The organism is Gelidibacter sediminis (genome assembly GCF_004364975.1).
In the GTDB taxonomy this organism is placed as follows: domain Bacteria; phylum Bacteroidota; class Bacteroidia; order Flavobacteriales; family Flavobacteriaceae; genus Gelidibacter; species Gelidibacter sediminis.
The window spans coordinates 465071-482916 of record NZ_SOBW01000007.1 but is presented as its reverse complement, the minus strand read 5'-3'; the positions used below and the strand labels follow the sequence as shown (position 1 = coordinate 482916).

The following is a 17846-nucleotide window of genomic DNA, read 5'->3' as shown; positions in this document are numbered from 1 at the left end:
AAGACCTTTTATTTTGTGATGACTCCAATTTCAGCGATAATGGCCTTGTCAGCATTATTCATAATTGTAATGGGTACTAGTTTGATGTAGCGCACAGCACTTGGGGATTCCAACAACACTTTTTGCTGAATAGGATTGGCGATGATATTTGAAAACTCACCTTCCGATAGTTTTGTCCACTGTTCGCCATCTGTGCTTCCGTAAAAACTGTAATGGGTAATGACGCCCGAAATCCAACGGCCTTGTGTAGGCGTATAGGTGAAGCCTTTTAGCGTAACCGTTTCTCCTAAATCAATTTTAGAGGTGTTTAAGGTCTCTTTGCTGGCAGACCAATTGGTGAATGGGTTATCGTCAATTGCCTGTTCTGTCAAAGGTTCATGAGTTGCTGAAGAAACCTTCCAAAGGCGTTTGCTGAGGTCAAAAGTTGCGGTTAACACGTCGCTCTGACGTTTTGTTTCAGGATCTATCGTAAAGGTTTTTATTGTTGTAGGCTGATCAATTTGTATCGGACCTGAATATAAAGACGATGCAGTAGAAGGTTCCTCGCCATTAGTCGTGTAATACACTTCCAGTCCTTTTTGAGGAACTTCTAAGGTGACCTTGCCTTGTTTGTCTCTGCTTAGTTTAGGCGTATCCACAATTAGCGGCGCATTGTAGACTTCAATATTTGAAATAAGCGGTGCGGCTTTTGAATCGGTAATTGTCAATCGGAGTTTTGTCGCTACAACATCCTTAAGTCTCAAAATTCGCTTGTAACCAATGGTGGTTTGTTGGTCTATAGTTTCCCATGTGCCATCAACTTCAGCTTCTAAACTAAACTTTTTGACGCGTTGCCCTAACGGAATGTATTCCTGAACCAAAAATCTATTAAACTGGGTTGGTTTTCCAAAATCGATGGTTATGGCGCCTTGTGTAGTGCCGTCATCCGTAGTCCAATAGGTGTTTTTATTGCCATCTACCGTTTTGTCCGAATGGTATTTTTTAGAGTTACCACGATAGGTGTTCGCTGATGTTTTAGCATGTAGTGCTAAATTGTGAGCAAAATCCTGTTTCAGTTGCGCGGTTAATTTTTTTAGTTGTTTTTCGTCATTTTCATGTACCAAGCCTCTCCGATCTACAGGGAGATTCAATAATAAGGTACTGTTCTGTCCGACAGATCGGTAATAGATGTCCAATAATTCTTTAAGCGTTTTTACCTTATCGTCTTCAGACTTGTGATAATACCAGTTCGGACGAATGGACACATCCGCTTCTGCAGGTACCCAATGTGTCCCGTTTTCCTGACCCATCGCGTATTTGGTGCTGTAATCAGGCATGCCGCCATAGATGGAATCTCTTAAAAGTGGCGACCACGTCGTTTCGTAAGCATAACCATGTTCGTTGCCAACCCAGCGTGCATCCGGACCATTGTCACTCCATATAATGGCATTCGGTTGTAGTTTTCGGATGAGCTGATCCGTAGTGTCCCAATCGTAATATTTTTCTTTGTCTACGGTACGCACTTCATTGGCACCACCGTAATAACCATCGCCACCATTGGCGCCATCAAACCAAACCTCGAAAATATCTCCGTAATTGGTCAATAGTTCTGTAAGCTGATTTCTAAAATATTCGATGTATTCAGGTTTACCGTAATCGGCGTGATTTCTATCCCAAGGCGAGAGGTAGATTCCCATTTTAAGTCCGTACTCTCTACACGCTTCTGCAAGTTCTTTAACTACATCACCTTTCCCACCTTTCCAAGGCGAATTTTTCACAGAATATTCTGTGTATTTGGAAGGCCATAAGGTGAAACCGTCGTGATGTTTGTTGGTTAAAATAAGGCCTTTCATGCCTGCTTCCTTCGCAATTCTAGCCCATTGACGGGTGTCGAGCTCTGTTGGATTGAACAATTCAGGCGATTTATCGCCATAACCCCATTCCACATCGGTAAAGGTGTTGATGCTAAAATGGATAAAGCCATAAAATTCCATTTCTTGCCATGCTAATTGCGGCGCAGTGGGAATAGGGCCAACCGCTTTTGGTGGTGCTACGGTAGCACAGGAATTTACGATTAGTAAGGTGAAAAGGAAGGCGAAGGTTTTAAAGACGTTCATAGATAAAACGGTTATGGGTATGTTTATAATTCTTTTCGGTATAAATTTCAAATCTATAAATTAATATGTAATACATAATACAATTAATTCAATTTTATTATATTTAGCAACATTTTATCGGATAGGTGTAATTAGTATTGAACTAAATGGTAAGAAACGGAAAAATGATGAAATGTTGAAACAAAATAATAGTATTCATAAGTAATAGTTCTAAAATGAAAAACCTTCAGAAGTCGGCAGTTTTAATCGCAATGATGTTCCTGTTCTTGCCAATTTTTGGTCAAGAAATTTCAAAATTAGAAGTTGCAGAGCTTCCGGCCTTACCCGCTGAAAATGCTACTAGCGAATCCATCGGGTATGCAGGTATGTTAGGCGGGGCGCACAATAGTGTTTTTTTGGCTGCTGGCGGTGCTAACTTTCCAGAAGGCAAACCTTGGGAAGGTGGGAAAAAAGTATGGAGTAACACTATTTTTATTTTAGAAAATGGGGAATGGCGAGTCTCAAAAACACAATTACCAATGCCGTTGGGGTATGCGGCTTCTGTAAGTACTGCAGAAGGCGTTCTGAGCATTGGCGGTAATAATGAAACGCTGATAAGTGATAAGGTCTATTTGTTAGCTTATAACAAGGGTAGTAATGATGTTGAAATTATTGAATATCCCAATCTTCCAGAGCCGTTGGCATTTTCGTCGGCAGTAGTTGATGGCGATTATGTGTATGTAGTAGGAGGAAACACTACTAATGGTAGCACCAATTCATTCTATAGACTGTCCTTAAAAGACAAAAGGAATTGGGAGAAACTTAAAGACTATCCTGGGGCTGCACGTGCACTTCATACCACGGCCATTCAAGAAACACAAACCACTAAAAAATTATTTGTAATAGGTGGACGCCAGGAAATGCCAGGGCAAAAATCTAACGCATTAACCAATTATTTGACTTACGATTTTAAAAAGCAAACTTGGGCCGACGAAGGTGATTTGCTAATTAAAGATGTACCGAGAGTGTTGATGGGTGCTTCGGCAGAAGTCATGGGTTCTATGCATATTATCGTGTATGGCGGTAGTGATGCTGTGCTTTTTGATGAATTGGAGAACATCGGTTTGCAATTGGGAAAAACACCAAATGACTCTATAAGCACTCAGCTTACCAAGAGAAGAGATGAGATTCTGAATAATCACCCTGGATTTTCTAAAGATATTTTAGCTTATAATACCATTACGAAACAATGGTTTGTATACGATACCCTGGACACACAAATTCCGGTAACTGCACTTTCTTTTAAACACAACGACGATTTTTTGATTGTTTCTGGAGAAGTGTCTCCGGGAATCAGGACGCCTAACGTACAAAGTTTTAAAATTGCCGATGCAGCGCATCCTTTTGGGGTTTTAAACTATAGTGTTTTGGCCTTATACTTGATGATTTCTGTATTGATAGGGTTGTATTTCTCACGTAAACAAAAATCGACGGATGACTACTTTTCAGGTGGTGGCCGTATTCCGTGGTGGGCTTCGGGATTAAGTGTTTTCGGAACTTTGCTGAGTGCGATTACCTTTATGGCCATTCCGGCAAAAGCATTTATCACGGATTGGTCCTTCTTTTTTCTGAATATTACCGCCATATTGATAACGCCGCTTATCGCTTATGTCTTTATACCGTTCTTTAACCGACTAAAAATAAAAACGGCCTATGAGTATCTCGAGGATCGTTTCAATTATACCGCGCGTGCATTTGGGAGTTTGTCTTTCATTTTATTCCAATTAGGACGTATAGGTATTGTATTGTTGCTGCCGTCGCTGGCTATTTCTATTGTCACCGGCATTCCGGTAGAGACCAGCATCTTAATTATGGGTGTACTTTGTGTGTTTTACACGACGTTTGGTGGGATTGAGGCGGTAGTTTGGACCGATGTCATGCAAGTAGTGGTACTTCTTGGGGGAAGCATTTTGGCTGTAGCATGGATCATGTTGCACACAGAAACGTCATTTGGAGATATGATTACTTACGCTTCTGATCGTGATAAATTCAATATTATGAATATGGAATTGAACTTTACAGAATCCACATTTTGGGTAGTGTTCATTGGAGGACTCGCATCTGCAATGGTCACTCAAGGTACCGATCAAACCATTGTACAGCGTTATCTGACCAGCTCTAGCGTAAAAGATTCTCAGAAAACCTTATACACAAACGCGGTATTGACCTTGCCTGCTACCATTATCTTTTTCGGTATCGGGACCTTGTTATTTATCTTTTATTCTGAAATGCCCGGTAAATTGTCACCTGCCATTTCCAATAACGATTCTATTTTTCCATGGTACATCGTAAGAGAATTGCCAATGGGAGTTTCAGGATTATTGGTAGCCGGTATATTTTCAGCAGCCATGTCCAGTATCAGCAGTAGTTTAAATTCTGTTTCAACAGCGTATTGCAACGATTTCCACATGCATTTTAAGCCTCAAGTTAATGATGATAAACTTTTGAAAATTGCAAGAATTGTGACGGTTGTAACAGGGGTTCTTGGGGTGCTTTTAGCCCTTTGGATGGCGAGCTCTAATATTAAATCACTTTGGGATCAGTTCTACCGTTTTCTAGGGCTTTTTACAGGAGGTTTAGGAGGTATGTTCCTTTTGGGAATGCTTACCAAACGTGCTAATGCTACAGGAACCTTGATGGGCTTGGTGGTGAGTGCGCTATTGATTTGGTATATTAGCGTGTATACAGATATTAGCTTTTTAATGTATTCTTTCTTTGGAGTGGCGTCTTGTTTTATATTCGGTTATGTGTTCAGTTTGTTTTTCGGGAAGGCTAAAGTGAGATAGTCTATATTCATTTGCGTATATGTAAATCACTTTCATTTTGAAACCATGCTTATAGAAAGTTTATTTAATGGCATCTCTATTTGAACCATTTTTTTCCAAATAAAGCAGAATGTCTTTCAGAAATAAAGCTTGCGACACTATTGTCGTAATTATGACGTAGTAAAGACGCAACCATTTTGTTGAGGTCATGGTACTTTTACTTCAAATTAAAACACACGCAAAATGGACAATATTAGTTTAGCACAAAGGGTTAAGGAGTTAAGAAATAAGAAAGGGTTTTCTCAGGAAAAATTGGCCGATGAATCTGGTTTAAGTTTAAGAACTATTCAGCGCATAGAAAACAACGAAACAGTTCCTAGAGGCGATACGTTAAAAAGATTAGCTATTGCTTTAGATTCTTCACCTGATTACATAGTGGATTGGAAAACGCAAGAAGATAAAGGCTATTTAATATTAATGAGCTTGTCAGCTTTAGGTTTTCTTTTCTTTCCTATTCTAGGAATTATTATTCCTTTAGTTTTTTGGATTCTTAAAAAAGATAAAGTTAGAGACGTGAACGAGCTGGGTAAGTCTATTTTAAATTTTGAAATTACGTGGTGTATTCTGTTTTTCTCATATTTCATTTTTTTATTTTCAGGTATGCTAGGAGCCATAATGAATGTAGTAGGTTCAGGCCATCAGGGAGTGAGTATTCTGAAAATATACATTCCAGTAATTATATTATACACCTATAATGTCGTCATCATAGTTATGAATGCCATGAGAATGTCAAAAAACAAAAAGACTCTATTTTTTCCAGCATTTAAAATATTTCGTTAGTATTTTTGAATTAAACGAGTTGCTACTGATGATCACAGATTTGAAAATAAATAATTGGTCAATGTAGTACCTGTTTATATATCAAGCACCTGCCATTTTGGAGAGAAATAAGTAGATCTTCCGCCGACTTTTATTTTTTGAATGTCGGCATTGGTGTGAAAACAGGTTTCGCCTTCTTTCCTGCGGTGGATTAAGAAGTCTTCCGGGAAATCAAGGTGGTGGGCATCATTGGCAATGGCTACTTCAATAACATTTTTCATGGTGTTGAATACACGTTCAATGTCTTGAGCGTTCATATCGGATACTTTTTTCATCGGATGCACTTGTGCTTGGTACAATATTTCATCCGCCATCCAATTCCCAACGCCAGCAGCCACGCTTTGGTCCATGAGGACGGCTTTGATAAAGGTTTTTCTGAGATTTAAGGACGTTTTAAAATCCTCCAGACTTAAATCTCGGGCGTCATCACTTAAGTTGCGTTCGGTTTTGTAGATTTGTATAGAATCTGTTAAATTCCACCAACCAAATTTTCGCTTATTTTCAAAAGCAAAATGGAACCCATTTTCAAAACTGAGCACAATATGTCCAAACTTTGGTCGGTCTTCTTTTTCCTTATAATAATTGGGTCTCCCCGTCATTCCGAAATGCATCACCAAGGTTTTATCACCAGAAGTTTTAATGAATAAATATTTTCCGATGCGTTTGGTTTCGGTAAATTCATAACCAATCAAATGTCTTTCAAAATCGGTTTTTGTGGATTTTAATAGGCGATTGTCACTACATTCAAATGCAATGATTTTTTTGTGGAGCGCCGTATGATCTATATAAATTTTATACCCCTCAACTTCTGGTAATTCTGGCATGATTTCTATTTTGCTCTAATGTAATTAAAATTGATTTATTATGGCTTCGAGTTTTAATGACGCTTATTGGTGAACCAGGGCTACAATTTGCTATCTTCAGCCTATTGCGTGCGACATCCAAAATGTCAATCAAATAAATTTCTTAATTTTAGTTTATGAAAATCTACAAGCTCACCTCTGTAACGGACGCCGTGGTTAATGCCTTTGCTAAGTTAATTCCGCAACTCGCTCCTGATTGTACATTACCTACTAAAAAAGATTTAGAGGCTATCGTAAACTCTGGTCACGCCATGATCTTTATGGCGGAAGAGAATGACCAGATCTTAGGTACTATGACGCTCGTGTTGAATAAAATTCCAACAGGCGATAAAGTATGGATTGAGGATGTGGTGGTCGATACATCCGCCAGAGGTAAAGGGGTTGGTGTTAAATTGATTCAATATTCCATTGATTATGCTACCACCCAAATGCTTAAAAGTATCAATTTAACCTCCAGTCCTGATCGTGTTGCTGCCAATCAGCTTTATCAAAAACTGGGCTTTAAGCAAAGGGAAACTAATGTGTACAGATTGACACTTAAATAGTGAAGTAAGCTTCCTTCTTCTGTAATTAAGATCCTACTTGATGTTTCTCTAAATACGCGTCAACCCCAACCTTTTGAGCTTCGTTTTTAAAAGTGATTGGGTTTTTCTTAAAGTGCTTTTTAAAGCATTTTGAAAAATACTTCGGGTCATTAAATCCTGTCTTAAAAGCGGTTTCTGACACAGTGTATCCGTGTTTGGCAATAAGCATAGCTGCCTTTTTCAAACGTAAAATTCTAACAAAATCGACTAAACTATGCCCTGTTAACGCTTGGCATTTTCTATAAATGCTGGAGTAACTCATGTTTAATGGGTCGACCAAATCTTCCATTTTAAAATTGGAATCTTCCAATCTGAGATTGATATTCGCCACCAAGCTTTCTAGGAATAATTCGTCTTGAGATTTTTCTATAAAATCTTCCGGTCTTGAAATTACTTCCTTGCGATATTTGGAAATGATATATTCTCTTGAGATTAGAATGTTCTGAATTTTCAGTAAGAGTTCATTCGTGTTAAAAGGCTTCTTGATGTATTCAATTGCACCCGACTTTAAGCCTTCAATTTTGGCATTTGTAGAATTTTTTGCCGTCATCAAAATAACAGGAATATGCTTTGTAAGCGGATCTTCTTGTAATTTTTTGCTCATCTCAATCCCGTCGAGCTCCGGCATCATAATATCGCTTAAAATAAGGTCTGGAAGGTTGTTTTTAGCGTAATGGTAACCTTCATTTCCGTTTTCAGCCAAGATGATATTGTATTGGGGTTGCAATAAATCCTTTAAAAACAATTGTAACTCGAGGGTGTCCTCCACAATCATGACTGTTTTCTTTAAGACATTAGGATCTTTGTTTTGGATGACCAAAGTCTCCTCATCTATTAGTTCTTCAACAATAATGTCATCGTCATCAACCGTCATCCGTTCTTCATCGGTATAGGCATCGTCATTTACGGGGAATGTAATGGTGAATGTCGTGCCGCTAACTTCAGAAGATTCGACTTCAATAGTGCCTTTATGTAAATCAATGAGTTCTTTGGTTAGCGCTAATCCGATACCGGTTCCTTTGTTCTTTTTGCCCATATTAGATTGGTAAAAAAGCTCAAATATGGAATCTAATTCCTCCTTAGAAACTCCCGGCCCCGAATCTGTTACTGAAATTTTTATCGATTTCTTTGAGTCTACCGGCGTGACCGTCATTAAAATATTGCCTTCTTTAGGCGTAAACTTAAATGCGTTAGACAAAAGGTTGTAGAGAACATGCTCAATTTTGTCTTTGTCATACCATGTGTTGGTTAAGTTTTGTGGACAGTTAACGGTAAAATCGATATTCTTTTTTCGGGCCAATTCATTGAAGGACTTCCCGATGTTCTCGATGTTTTTATAGAGATTGTTTTTGGTTACCATTAACCGGAGTCTGCCCAATTCCTTATTCCGTACGAGTGTCAGTTCGTAAGCTATTTTTGATAGACGTTTGGCGTTGTATTCAATGATGTTTAGGCGTTGTTTGAGCAATAAATTACCGTTTTTTTCAGCCTTTGAAATCATATTTTCTATCGGACCTAAGATAAGGGTTAAAGGCGTTTGTATTTCATGAGACATTTTAGCGAAAAAGTTCATCTTTAAATCATGAAGTTCACTTTCATTTTTATGATTAATCTTTTCCAAATACAGTTTTTTTCTTAAACCCAACCAGCGCTTAATGCCATAAAGTAAAGCTGCAAAAAGTAAAAGGTATATGACCCATGCCAAAGGTTTGGACCAAAAAGGTTTATTAATGGACACCGCAATGCTTTTTGGGGGTACATCCCACAAGCCATCCTTGGTGCCAGCTTTCACTTCAAATGTGTAATGGCCCGCAGGAATATTGGTGTAGGTGGCTGACCGATCATAGTGACTTATAATCCAATCGTCATCAAAGCCTTTTAATCTATAGGCATAGAAAAATTTGGGATGTAAAATATTGTCTACGGCCGCAAATCGAAATGTAAATGACGATTCATTATGTTCTAAACGCAAGGCATCAACCTCCGAAATACCCGTGGCAAATTGTTCTGGTAATAAGACCTCTGCAGGTTGATTAAGGACTTCTATTGCGTTAATATGCAAGCTGGCATTCGATTTTTTCTTGTTTAGATCTTTAGGGTAAAAATAGTTAAGGCCTTTTAAGCCGCCAAAATACAACATGCCGTTATGGTCTTTGTATGCACTTCTCTTTAAAAAAGTGTTATCCTGTAAACCGTCAGTATGGTAGTAAGTTTTTATAATGGAGTCTCTAGTGTTGAAATTTACAATGCCGTCATTGGAGCTTAACCACAAATTGTCGTCTCCAGCGTTAATCACTGCAGCTATATTCCGATTGTTTATGGATTTAAAATTTTCAAGAGAAGTGTAGGTGCTTTTGGAAGTGTCATATTTTAATAATTTACCGGCATCATCTACAAGCCATAAGCTGTTGTAAGCACCTTCGGAAATGGATCGAACACTGCTTACGCGTTCTAAATTGGCATTACGTACTGATCGGTCTGTAAAAGTTGAAGCGTTTAAATTATTTTGGTTTTCATTGAATTGAAATAATCCGCCAGAGGCAATGCCCAACCAAATAGAGCCGTTTTGGGTTTCAATAATGCTTTGAACGATAAGGCCTGATAAATTATTTGTATTGTTGGTAAAGGAGGCCAGCAATTTTAATTGATCAGAGTAGATATTTAAACAAGTGCTTGTACCGGCCCAAATGCGCCCTTTACGGTCCTTAAACAAGGTTCTGACGTCAAATGCCTTTTGATTTTTAGCATTTAACACCGGAATTTCACGAAATGTCTGGGTTTTATTGTTGTAAAACCACATGCCGTTTTTGTAGGTGCCAATCCAAATATTACCATTATTATCTTCTGCTATGGTTTGAACATAAAAGCCTTTATTTGTGTTTTCATCATTAAAAAAGGATTCCTCTTTAGTGCTGCCATCCGGATTAAATGTAATTTTGGTTAAACCAGAGCCGTCGGTGCCTGCCCACAATACATTTTGGGAAGATCGATATATGCTCAAAATTCTATTGGGGGTTTCGCTTTGTGAACCTTCATGATAAAAGATGGTATTATCAGAATTTGGTAAAATATTGAGGTTGCCATAGTTGGGTGTAATCCAAATATTTTTATGATTATCCTCACTAACGTGTAAAATAGTGTTACTACTTAATGAAAATTCATTACGTGCTTGCTTCGTAAATAATACAACCTCCCCAGTTGCTAAATCCACTTTATATAATCCGCCGCCATCGGTTCCCGCCCATAAAAAATTTTTACTATCCACAAATAAATTTAAAAATAGCTCACTTTTTATGAGATGGGCATTGCCTTTAAAGAACGAATCCTGTACAAATTGTTTGGAGGCAATGTCATATAGGAAAAGCCCTTTTGTCTCGGTGCCAATCCAGAGTCTGTTATTGGTATCAGTGGTGAGATTCAAATGTTCAGGGTAATTACTAAATGGGGCAGCCAGGTATTCAAGAGCTTTCGATTTTAGGTTATAGCTCAACACATTCCCATTGCTAATACTTATAAATAACTCATGAGGTGTTCCAACCGCCATGTCTGAAATCGAAATGCTTCTGTCATTTAATTGTGGAATGGTGATGATGTGTTGCATGGTCTCCTCATCATAAGTGTAGACAGTGCCTATAGAGGTTGTAATCCATAATTTTTGATGTTTTGAAGTTGCTATATGTGCGCGCTCATTATTTTTTAATAGCGGTGTCATATCCTTAAAAAGTCCAGTGTGGCTGTCGTATTTTGTTAAAAGTCCATTGTAGGATATGATCCAAATATTGTTGAAATCATCTTTTATAACATCCTTAATGGAATGAGCTCCTTGAGCATTGGGGAATATTTTTCTGCTGGAGATTAATTTGTAGTTATAGCCGTCATAGATGTAAATATCTGGGCCTTGAATCATCCATATTTTTCCCGAATCGTCTTGAATTGTTTTATTGACAGCTATCGCCTTATTATCTATTGATGGAGATAAATGGATGAAATTAATATGATTTTGCGAAAATGACACAGTGGTCACCACCATTAAGAAGTTAATCAGTAGAAGGGCGTCTCTTAATTTGCTCATAGAGTGTGTATTAGTTTTATGGAGAACTAATTTGGTATAATTAATTGATGTTTTGAAAGGGGTATATTTCTTCACTTGGGTAAATATATTAATTATATGTCAGGTATAAATCATTGTTAATGAGCGTAAAAACCTGATAAGGGGTAAAAATTTGTCAAATAGGAGTACAATTTAGTCATTGAAGACATAATACGTTCATGCGCCTAAAATGTCCCCCGATATTCCGAAATAAATTTCAACATTTGGAAGCATAATTATTTAACGATTTATTAACTATTACAGAATATATGGGTTCAAGAAGAGACTTTGTTAAGAAAACTGCACTCGCCGGAGCTGGATTATTTATGCTGCCCAATTTGTCCTTTGGAGGCATTATGGGTGAGGCATCTGGTCAGAAATTAAAGATGGCTTTTATAGGTGTAGGCCTTAGAGGTGTGAATCATTTAAATAACGCTCTCCTGAGAAAAGATACTGAAATTACTGCAATTTGTGATGTGGATCCAGCAAGGATTGAAATCGCATTAAAAATGATAAAAGATGCAGGATTTCCAAAACCACAGGTTTTTAGCAAATCTGAAAAGGATTACTTGAACCTGTTAAATTTAAAAGAAGTTGATGCTGTGGTTATTTCTACACCATGGTTATGGCATACACGTATGGCCGTAGATTCAATGAAAGCTGGTAAATATACGGGTCTTGAAGTGTCTGCAGCCAATACTTTGGAAGAGTGCTGGGATTTGGTGAACACACATGAAGCAACAGGATCACACTTGATGATTCTTGAAAATGTGAATTACCGTAGAGATGTCCTTGCTGTATTGAACATGGTAAAACAAAACGTATTTGGTGAATTGGTACATTTTAGATGTGGTTACCAACACGATTTACGTGGCGTAAAATTAAATGATGGAAAAACGGCGTATGGCAAAGGTGTTGAGTTTGGAGATAAAGGTATTTCTGAATCTAAATGGCGTACGCAACACTCCCTTTTAAGAAATGGCGATGTCTATCCTACACACGGATTAGGGCCAATGGCTGTCATGTGTGATATCAATAGAGGGAATCGATTGGTGTCCTTAACATCTCACGCAACAAAAGGCATCGGACTACATAATTACATAGTTGAAAACGGAGGTGCTGACCATCCTAATGCCAAATTGAAATTCAAACAAGGCGATGTGATTACAACAACCGTAGAAACTTCAAACGGCGAAACCATCATCATTACACATGATGTTAATTTACCAAGACCTTATTCTTTAGGATTTAGAGTGCAAGGTGCAAACGGATTATGGGAAGATGATGGCAACAGAATTTATGTGGAAGGACACTCAAAACCACACCGTTGGGATAGTGCTGATGAGTGGTTGAAAAAGTACGACCACCCATTATGGAAAAAATATGGTGAGTTAGCTACAGGTGCTGGCCATGGCGGCATGGACTTCTTTGTGATGAATTCATTTATTGAATCGGCTAAAGAAAACATTGCACCACCAATGGATGCCTATGATGCAGCAGCATGGAGTTCAATTACGCCATTGTCTGAAGCGTCTATTGAAAACAACGGAGAACCTCAGGATATTCCTGATTTTACAAGAGGTATGTGGGTAAAACGCAAGCCTTACAATTGGATGAAGGATACCTACTAAATGTTGTTTATCTATAACCAAATAATTTTAAAAGGGTGTGATACGCACCTGATATTTAACTAAATGAAAACTAATCAAAAATTAATCTAATGAAGAAACTATTATTTGTATTATTCTTATCTCTGTTTCTCGGTTCTGCCTATGCACAACAATCAAAAATTGAGGTGAAAGGAACAATAACGGAAGCTAATACTGGGGCTTTGGTTCCTGGGGCAACTGTTATAGAAAAAGGGACTACTAATGGAGCTGCGACAGATTTTGATGGAAATTATTCCATTACTGTTAATTCTGACGCAACTTTGGTTATCTCCTTTATGGGCTTTACAACTGTTGAGGTCAAAGTAAACGGGCGTTCTGAAATAAGCGTAAGCTTAAAAGAAGATGTAGCAAGTTTGGACGAAATTGTTGTTGTAGGTTACAGTTCATTAAAAAGAGAAAGTTTAACTGGAGCTTTACAGACGGTAGATGGTGATGATCTTAGGGATGTTACAACGCCTTCAGTGGAAAATATGCTTAACGGGAAGGCTCCCGGAGTGTATGTTGCACCTGGATCAGGCCAACCTGGCTCTAGAGGTGCGGTTGTTATCCGTGGTCAAGCAACTTTAAGCGGGACGACGAGTCCATTATGGGTGATAGACGGTGTTATTGTGGGGTCTAGTGCTGGTGAATTAAATCCAGACGACATAGAGTCCATGACGATTTTAAAAGACGCCGCATCAACTTCTATTTATGGATCTCAGGGAGCTAACGGTGTAGTTGTGGTTACAACAAAAAGAGCTAAGTTAGGGAAGACTAAAGTTAGTTTTTCGTCAAAGACAGGTTTCAATAATCTGAATAATGGAAATTTGCAAATAATGAATGGAGCAGAGCTTTATGATTATTATGCCTCATTTTCTAATGCTAGTCAGATATCTTTTCCACGTTGGAAGCCTGAGCTGCGTGACAGTAATTTTAATTGGTGGGATGTAGCTACTCAAACAGGGTACACACAAAACTACAATGTCTCAATTCAAGGAGGAACTGAAACACTTCGATCTTATATGTCTTTAGGACTTTATGATGAGGAAGGTGCGGTTAAGGGTTATGATTATTCCCGTTATAATTTACGTTACAAAACGGAATATAAGCCTTTAGATTGGTTGACAATTAAACCAACATTGGCTGGATCCTTCCGTAATGTTGATGACCGTCAATATTCAACTACTGCAATGTATTCTAATCTTCCTTGGGATAGCCCTTATGATGAAAATGGAAATTTTGTACCACATCGTTCTAGTGAATGGGTGAATAGTGCTAGTACTAATTACCTTTATGATCTACAGTGGAATCACTCCTCAAATAAGAACTACGAGATTATGGCGAATATGGATTTCGACATAAAACTTACAAACTGGTTAACTTTTTCCTCAGTTAATAATTATATGTATAATAGTTATAAATCTAACGGATATACAGATCCTCGTTCTAATGGAGGTATTAGTGTTGGTGGACGAATAACAGATTACCGTTCAGAATCTACACGTCGATATACAAATCAAATATTAAGATTTAACAACAGTTGGAACAAACATGTTGTAAATGGTATATTAGCCTATGAATTTAATGATTATCGCGGTGAAACATTAGACGTTTATGGTACCGGATTTATTCCAGGTTTTGAAATACTAGATGTAGTCGCTAAACCAGAACGTACTAAAGGTGGTATTAATGAGTGGGCTGTACAGTCAGTTCTTTTCAATGCTAATTATGCGTTTGATAGTAAATACATGGGCCAGTTGTCTTTCCGTAGAGATGGTGCTTCAAATTTTGGTGATAATGCCAAATATGGTAATTTTTTCTCAGTAAGTGGAGGATGGAATATAGAGCGTGAAGAATGGTTTAAGGCTGATTGGGTGGATGCCCTAAAACTACGTGTAGCTTATGGTTCTGTTGGTAACCGTCCAAGTTCTCTGTATCCTCAATATGATCTTTATGCTGTTTCTACCGGTGCAGGTTATAATGAAAATCCTGGAGCGTTAATCAGCCAAATAGGAAATAAAGATCTTACATGGGAAAAAACATTCACAAGTGGTTTTGGTATCGATGCAAGTTTATTTAATAATCGTGCAAGACTAACTTTCGATTATTACGTAAAAAACACAGACAATATCCTTTATCAAGTCCCAATCACTGGGTTAACCGGTGTGACTAGTATTTGGCAAAATATTGGCGAAATGGAAAATAAAGGTATTGAGCTAGCCATTGGTGGCGATATTATCAGTACTGATGAATTAACATGGAGTATTGATGTTAACCTAGGTCACAACGCAAATAAATTGACAAAACTTTATAAAACGAAAGATGCTAATGGAGATTATGTGGTCAGACCTATTATCGTCGGTGATGGATTAGGTATTGCTGGATCTGCACAACGTATGTTAGAACCAGGCCGTCCTGTAGATACTTACTACCTAAAAGAGTGGGCTGGTGTAAATCCTGAAAACGGATTGCCTATGTGGTATGTAGTGGATAGAGATAGTGATGGTAATGAGTTGTCACGTTCTACAACTTCTAATTACTCTCAAGCAACATTCGAGAAAACAGGAAAAGTATCACCAGATGTATTTGGTGGCTTCTCTACTGCATTGTCATACAAGGATTTTGATCTTAACGCTGTTTTCGGTTATGCTTTAGGTGGTAAGATTTATAATTATTCTCGTCAAGAATATGACTCAGATGGAACGTATACAGATCGTAATCAAATGAAATTGAGATCAGGATGGAGCCGTTGGGAGAAACCTGGCGATATAGCTACTCACCCTATTGCCAGATATAATAACCAAGATAAAGGTAATGCTACTTCGACACGTTATTTGGAGAAAAATGATTTCTTAAAGTTACGTTCTCTTTCACTAGGTTACAATATTGACCTAAGTCAATATAAAGTGGATAATTTAAGGGTAACCTTATCTGGAGAAAACCTTTTCGTTATAACAGACTATTCTGGCGTAGATCCTGAAATTCCAAGTAATAATGGAGCTGTATTAGGCTCAACAGGACCAGGGGTATATCCATCAACTCGCAGATTTATGCTTGGTTTAAATGTATCATTTTAAATAAAATAACATGAAAAAAATATTTATAGCCTTATTGGCCTTTGCAGCGTTCTCAGCCTGTGATATAGACAGAACTCCCCATGGAAGTATGGATTCTGACACCATCGTTGGTGATCCAGATGCTTCCCTTCAACCTTTGCTAAACGGAATGTATGCCCAATTAAAAAGTTGGTCTGACCCTATGCATCGTATGGGTGAATATGCTGGTGACAATATGATGATTCGTGGTTCATCTACGGATGCTTTTTACGAATTTATCTCTTACGCTCGTACACCAAATAATTATCGTTTGACACAATTTTGGAATTCTGGATATAAAGCTATTGCTCAAGCGTCAAATATCATTGATATGATAGATGAAGGCCAAAGTATTGAAATTGATAATAACATTGGGGAATCGTACTACGTAAGAGGAATGATGTATTTTTATCTAACACGTGCGTTTGGACGACCATATTATCAAAATCCGGAAACAAATTTAGGTGTACCAATAGTAAACGGTACTCCTGAGGACGTTCTTAATATGAATCTTGCAGATCGGGCTACAGTTAAGGAGTCTTATGAGCAAGCTATAAGTGATTTAAAGAAAGCTGAAGAATTGTTAACCTTAGACAAGGGGGCAATATATGCTTCAAAAGAGGCCGCTCAGGCCATATTATCTCGTATTTATCTTTATATGAGTGGGACCTATACTTCTCCTAATTCACAATATGCTCAACTTGCAGTCGAGTATGCTGATAAACTAATCAATTCTGGAAAGTACACCTTATTACCTAGAGCTCAGTTTATGAAGTACAACACTTTTATTCCTGAGAACAATGCAGAAACCATTTTCGCCATTAAACGTGTAGCATCAGAATTCTCTGGTTATGATCATTATTATGGTGTTGGTGGAATGTATGCTAACCTAGGTGGAATGGGCTGGGGTGAAATGTATGCCAGCGGTAAGTATATCGAGTTATTGAATGAGACGGGCCGCAATGACTGGCGTCCGGAGAGTTATAAAATGGTTGATGCTAGAGCAGCTTTTATAAAACCAACTTATTCTAAAAATGCTGATACTGGAAATTATGCTGAAGTATTTCGTTTTATTAAGGAAGACGGTGATGTTTTAAACTATGTACAAGCTAATATTACAAGAAATGGTAGTGTTATAACTGCCAAAGAAGGAAGCGATACCTATACACTTTTGCCAGTTGATGCCGATCAGGGAATCTATTCTATCGTTTATAAAGATGGAAAAAACTATAAAGGTGTCATAGATAATTTTATTTCTCTAAATCGTGTGTATCCTCAATTTTACATTACAAAAGCTTCACTTGAAGGTGAAGAATCTCATTTACATTCGCCAGTAATTAGTCGTTTAGGTGAGGTATATTTAAACCGTGCGGAGGCATATGCAAAACTTGGAAATTATAACGCAGCATTGAATGATCTTAATTTGATAAGAGAACGTTCTATTGTGGGCGGAGGCTATGCTAGCTTAGATGCTTCTAATGCAAGTGAGCGTATAGATAAGGAGCGTCAATTGGAATTGGCTTACCAAGCAGAACGTAGCTATGACGTATTCCGCAATGGAAAGTCGTTATCTAGAGAATATCCGGGACCTCATAAACAATTTGAGAACATTTCAGCCACAGACTACCGAGTTGTATTTTACATTCCACAGGATGCTATTAACTCTTATCCGGGAACATTAACACAGAATCCAACTCAATAATATTAGTTGGAAAATGTCAATGGTTTTGACGTAAATAATAGTTTTAAGGAGAAGCTCAATTTAAAGGTTGAGCTTCTCTGTTTT

9 protein-coding genes are annotated in these 17846 nt (G+C 37.8%); 6 read left to right on the top strand and 3 right to left on the bottom strand.

Features of this window, described 5'->3' with window-relative positions; all coding sequences use genetic code 11:
- Positions 1 to 8: 8 nt before the first annotated feature.
- On the bottom strand, positions 9 to 2096 hold the full coding sequence (locus tag BXY82_RS02100; protein ID WP_133756525.1) for an alpha-L-fucosidase: 2088 nt from the start codon (positions 2094 to 2096) through the stop codon (positions 9 to 11).
- Positions 2097 to 2311: 215 nt separating this feature from the next.
- On the opposite strand from BXY82_RS02100, the gene BXY82_RS02095 reads away from it, so the two are divergent.
- Both BXY82_RS02095 and BXY82_RS02090 read left to right on the top strand, forming a co-directional pair.
- A complete protein-coding gene (locus tag BXY82_RS02095) occupies positions 2312 to 4921 on the top strand; it encodes a sodium:solute symporter family transporter (RefSeq protein WP_133756524.1) in 2610 nt (869 codons plus the stop codon).
- Positions 4922 to 5143: 222 nt separating this feature from the next.
- The gene (locus tag BXY82_RS02090) at positions 5144 to 5740 is read left to right on the top strand and encodes a helix-turn-helix domain-containing protein (protein ID WP_133756523.1); all 597 of its coding nucleotides are present in this window, start codon (positions 5144 to 5146) and stop codon (positions 5738 to 5740) included.
- Between the two features lie 74 nt (positions 5741 to 5814).
- Here the strand turns inward: BXY82_RS02090 and BXY82_RS02085 are convergent, their stop codons facing one another.
- On the bottom strand, positions 5815 to 6603 hold the full coding sequence (locus BXY82_RS02085) for an Fpg/Nei family DNA glycosylase (RefSeq protein ID WP_133756522.1): 789 nt from the start codon (positions 6601 to 6603) through the stop codon (positions 5815 to 5817).
- A 155-nt stretch (positions 6604 to 6758) separates the two neighbouring features.
- On the opposite strand from BXY82_RS02085, the gene BXY82_RS02080 reads away from it, so the two are divergent.
- Complete coding sequence (locus BXY82_RS02080; protein ID WP_133756521.1) at positions 6759 to 7187, top strand: GNAT family N-acetyltransferase; 429 nt, start codon at positions 6759 to 6761, stop codon at positions 7185 to 7187.
- A 25-nt stretch (positions 7188 to 7212) separates the two neighbouring features.
- Here BXY82_RS02080 and BXY82_RS02075 read toward each other — a convergent pair whose 3' ends face one another.
- Complete coding sequence (locus tag BXY82_RS02075; RefSeq protein ID WP_133756520.1) at positions 7213 to 11298, bottom strand: hybrid sensor histidine kinase/response regulator transcription factor; 4086 nt, start codon at positions 11296 to 11298, stop codon at positions 7213 to 7215.
- 287 nt (positions 11299 to 11585) lie between these two features.
- Here BXY82_RS02075 and BXY82_RS02070 point away from each other — a divergent pair, with 287 nt between their 5' ends.
- From BXY82_RS02070 to BXY82_RS02060, 3 genes are all read left to right on the top strand, one after another.
- A complete protein-coding gene (locus tag BXY82_RS02070; RefSeq protein WP_133756519.1) occupies positions 11586 to 12947 on the top strand; it encodes a Gfo/Idh/MocA family protein in 1362 nt (453 codons plus the stop codon).
- A gap of 89 nt (positions 12948 to 13036) precedes the next feature.
- Entirely contained in the window at positions 13037 to 16042 is a 3006-nt protein-coding gene (locus tag BXY82_RS02065) for a SusC/RagA family TonB-linked outer membrane protein (RefSeq protein WP_133756518.1), read from the top strand.
- Between the two features lie 10 nt (positions 16043 to 16052).
- Entirely contained in the window at positions 16053 to 17762 is a 1710-nt protein-coding gene (locus tag BXY82_RS02060; RefSeq protein ID WP_133756517.1) for a RagB/SusD family nutrient uptake outer membrane protein, read from the top strand.
- Positions 17763 to 17846 lie beyond the last annotated feature (84 nt).

Excerpts from the sequence above, each read along its gene's own strand:
- BXY82_RS02100 (WP_133756525.1), bottom strand. The coding sequence starts at position 2,096 with ATGAACGTCTTTAAAACCTTCGCCTTCCTTTTCACCTTACTAATCGTA.
- BXY82_RS02060 (WP_133756517.1), top strand. The coding sequence starts at position 16,053 with ATGAAAAAAATATTTATAGCCTTATTGGCCTTTGCAGCGTTCTCAGCC.
- BXY82_RS02090 (WP_133756523.1), top strand. The coding sequence starts at position 5,144 with ATGGACAATATTAGTTTAGCACAAAGGGTTAAGGAGTTAAGAAATAAG.
- BXY82_RS02085 (WP_133756522.1), bottom strand. The coding sequence starts at position 6,603 with ATGCCAGAATTACCAGAAGTTGAGGGGTATAAAATTTATATAGATCAT.
- BXY82_RS02070 (WP_133756519.1), top strand. The coding sequence starts at position 11,586 with ATGGGTTCAAGAAGAGACTTTGTTAAGAAAACTGCACTCGCCGGAGCT.
- BXY82_RS02080 (WP_133756521.1), top strand. The coding sequence starts at position 6,759 with ATGAAAATCTACAAGCTCACCTCTGTAACGGACGCCGTGGTTAATGCC.
- BXY82_RS02095 (WP_133756524.1), top strand. The coding sequence starts at position 2,312 with ATGAAAAACCTTCAGAAGTCGGCAGTTTTAATCGCAATGATGTTCCTG.
- BXY82_RS02065 (WP_133756518.1), top strand. The coding sequence starts at position 13,037 with ATGAAGAAACTATTATTTGTATTATTCTTATCTCTGTTTCTCGGTTCT.
- BXY82_RS02075 (WP_133756520.1), bottom strand. The coding sequence starts at position 11,298 with ATGAGCAAATTAAGAGACGCCCTTCTACTGATTAACTTCTTAATGGTG.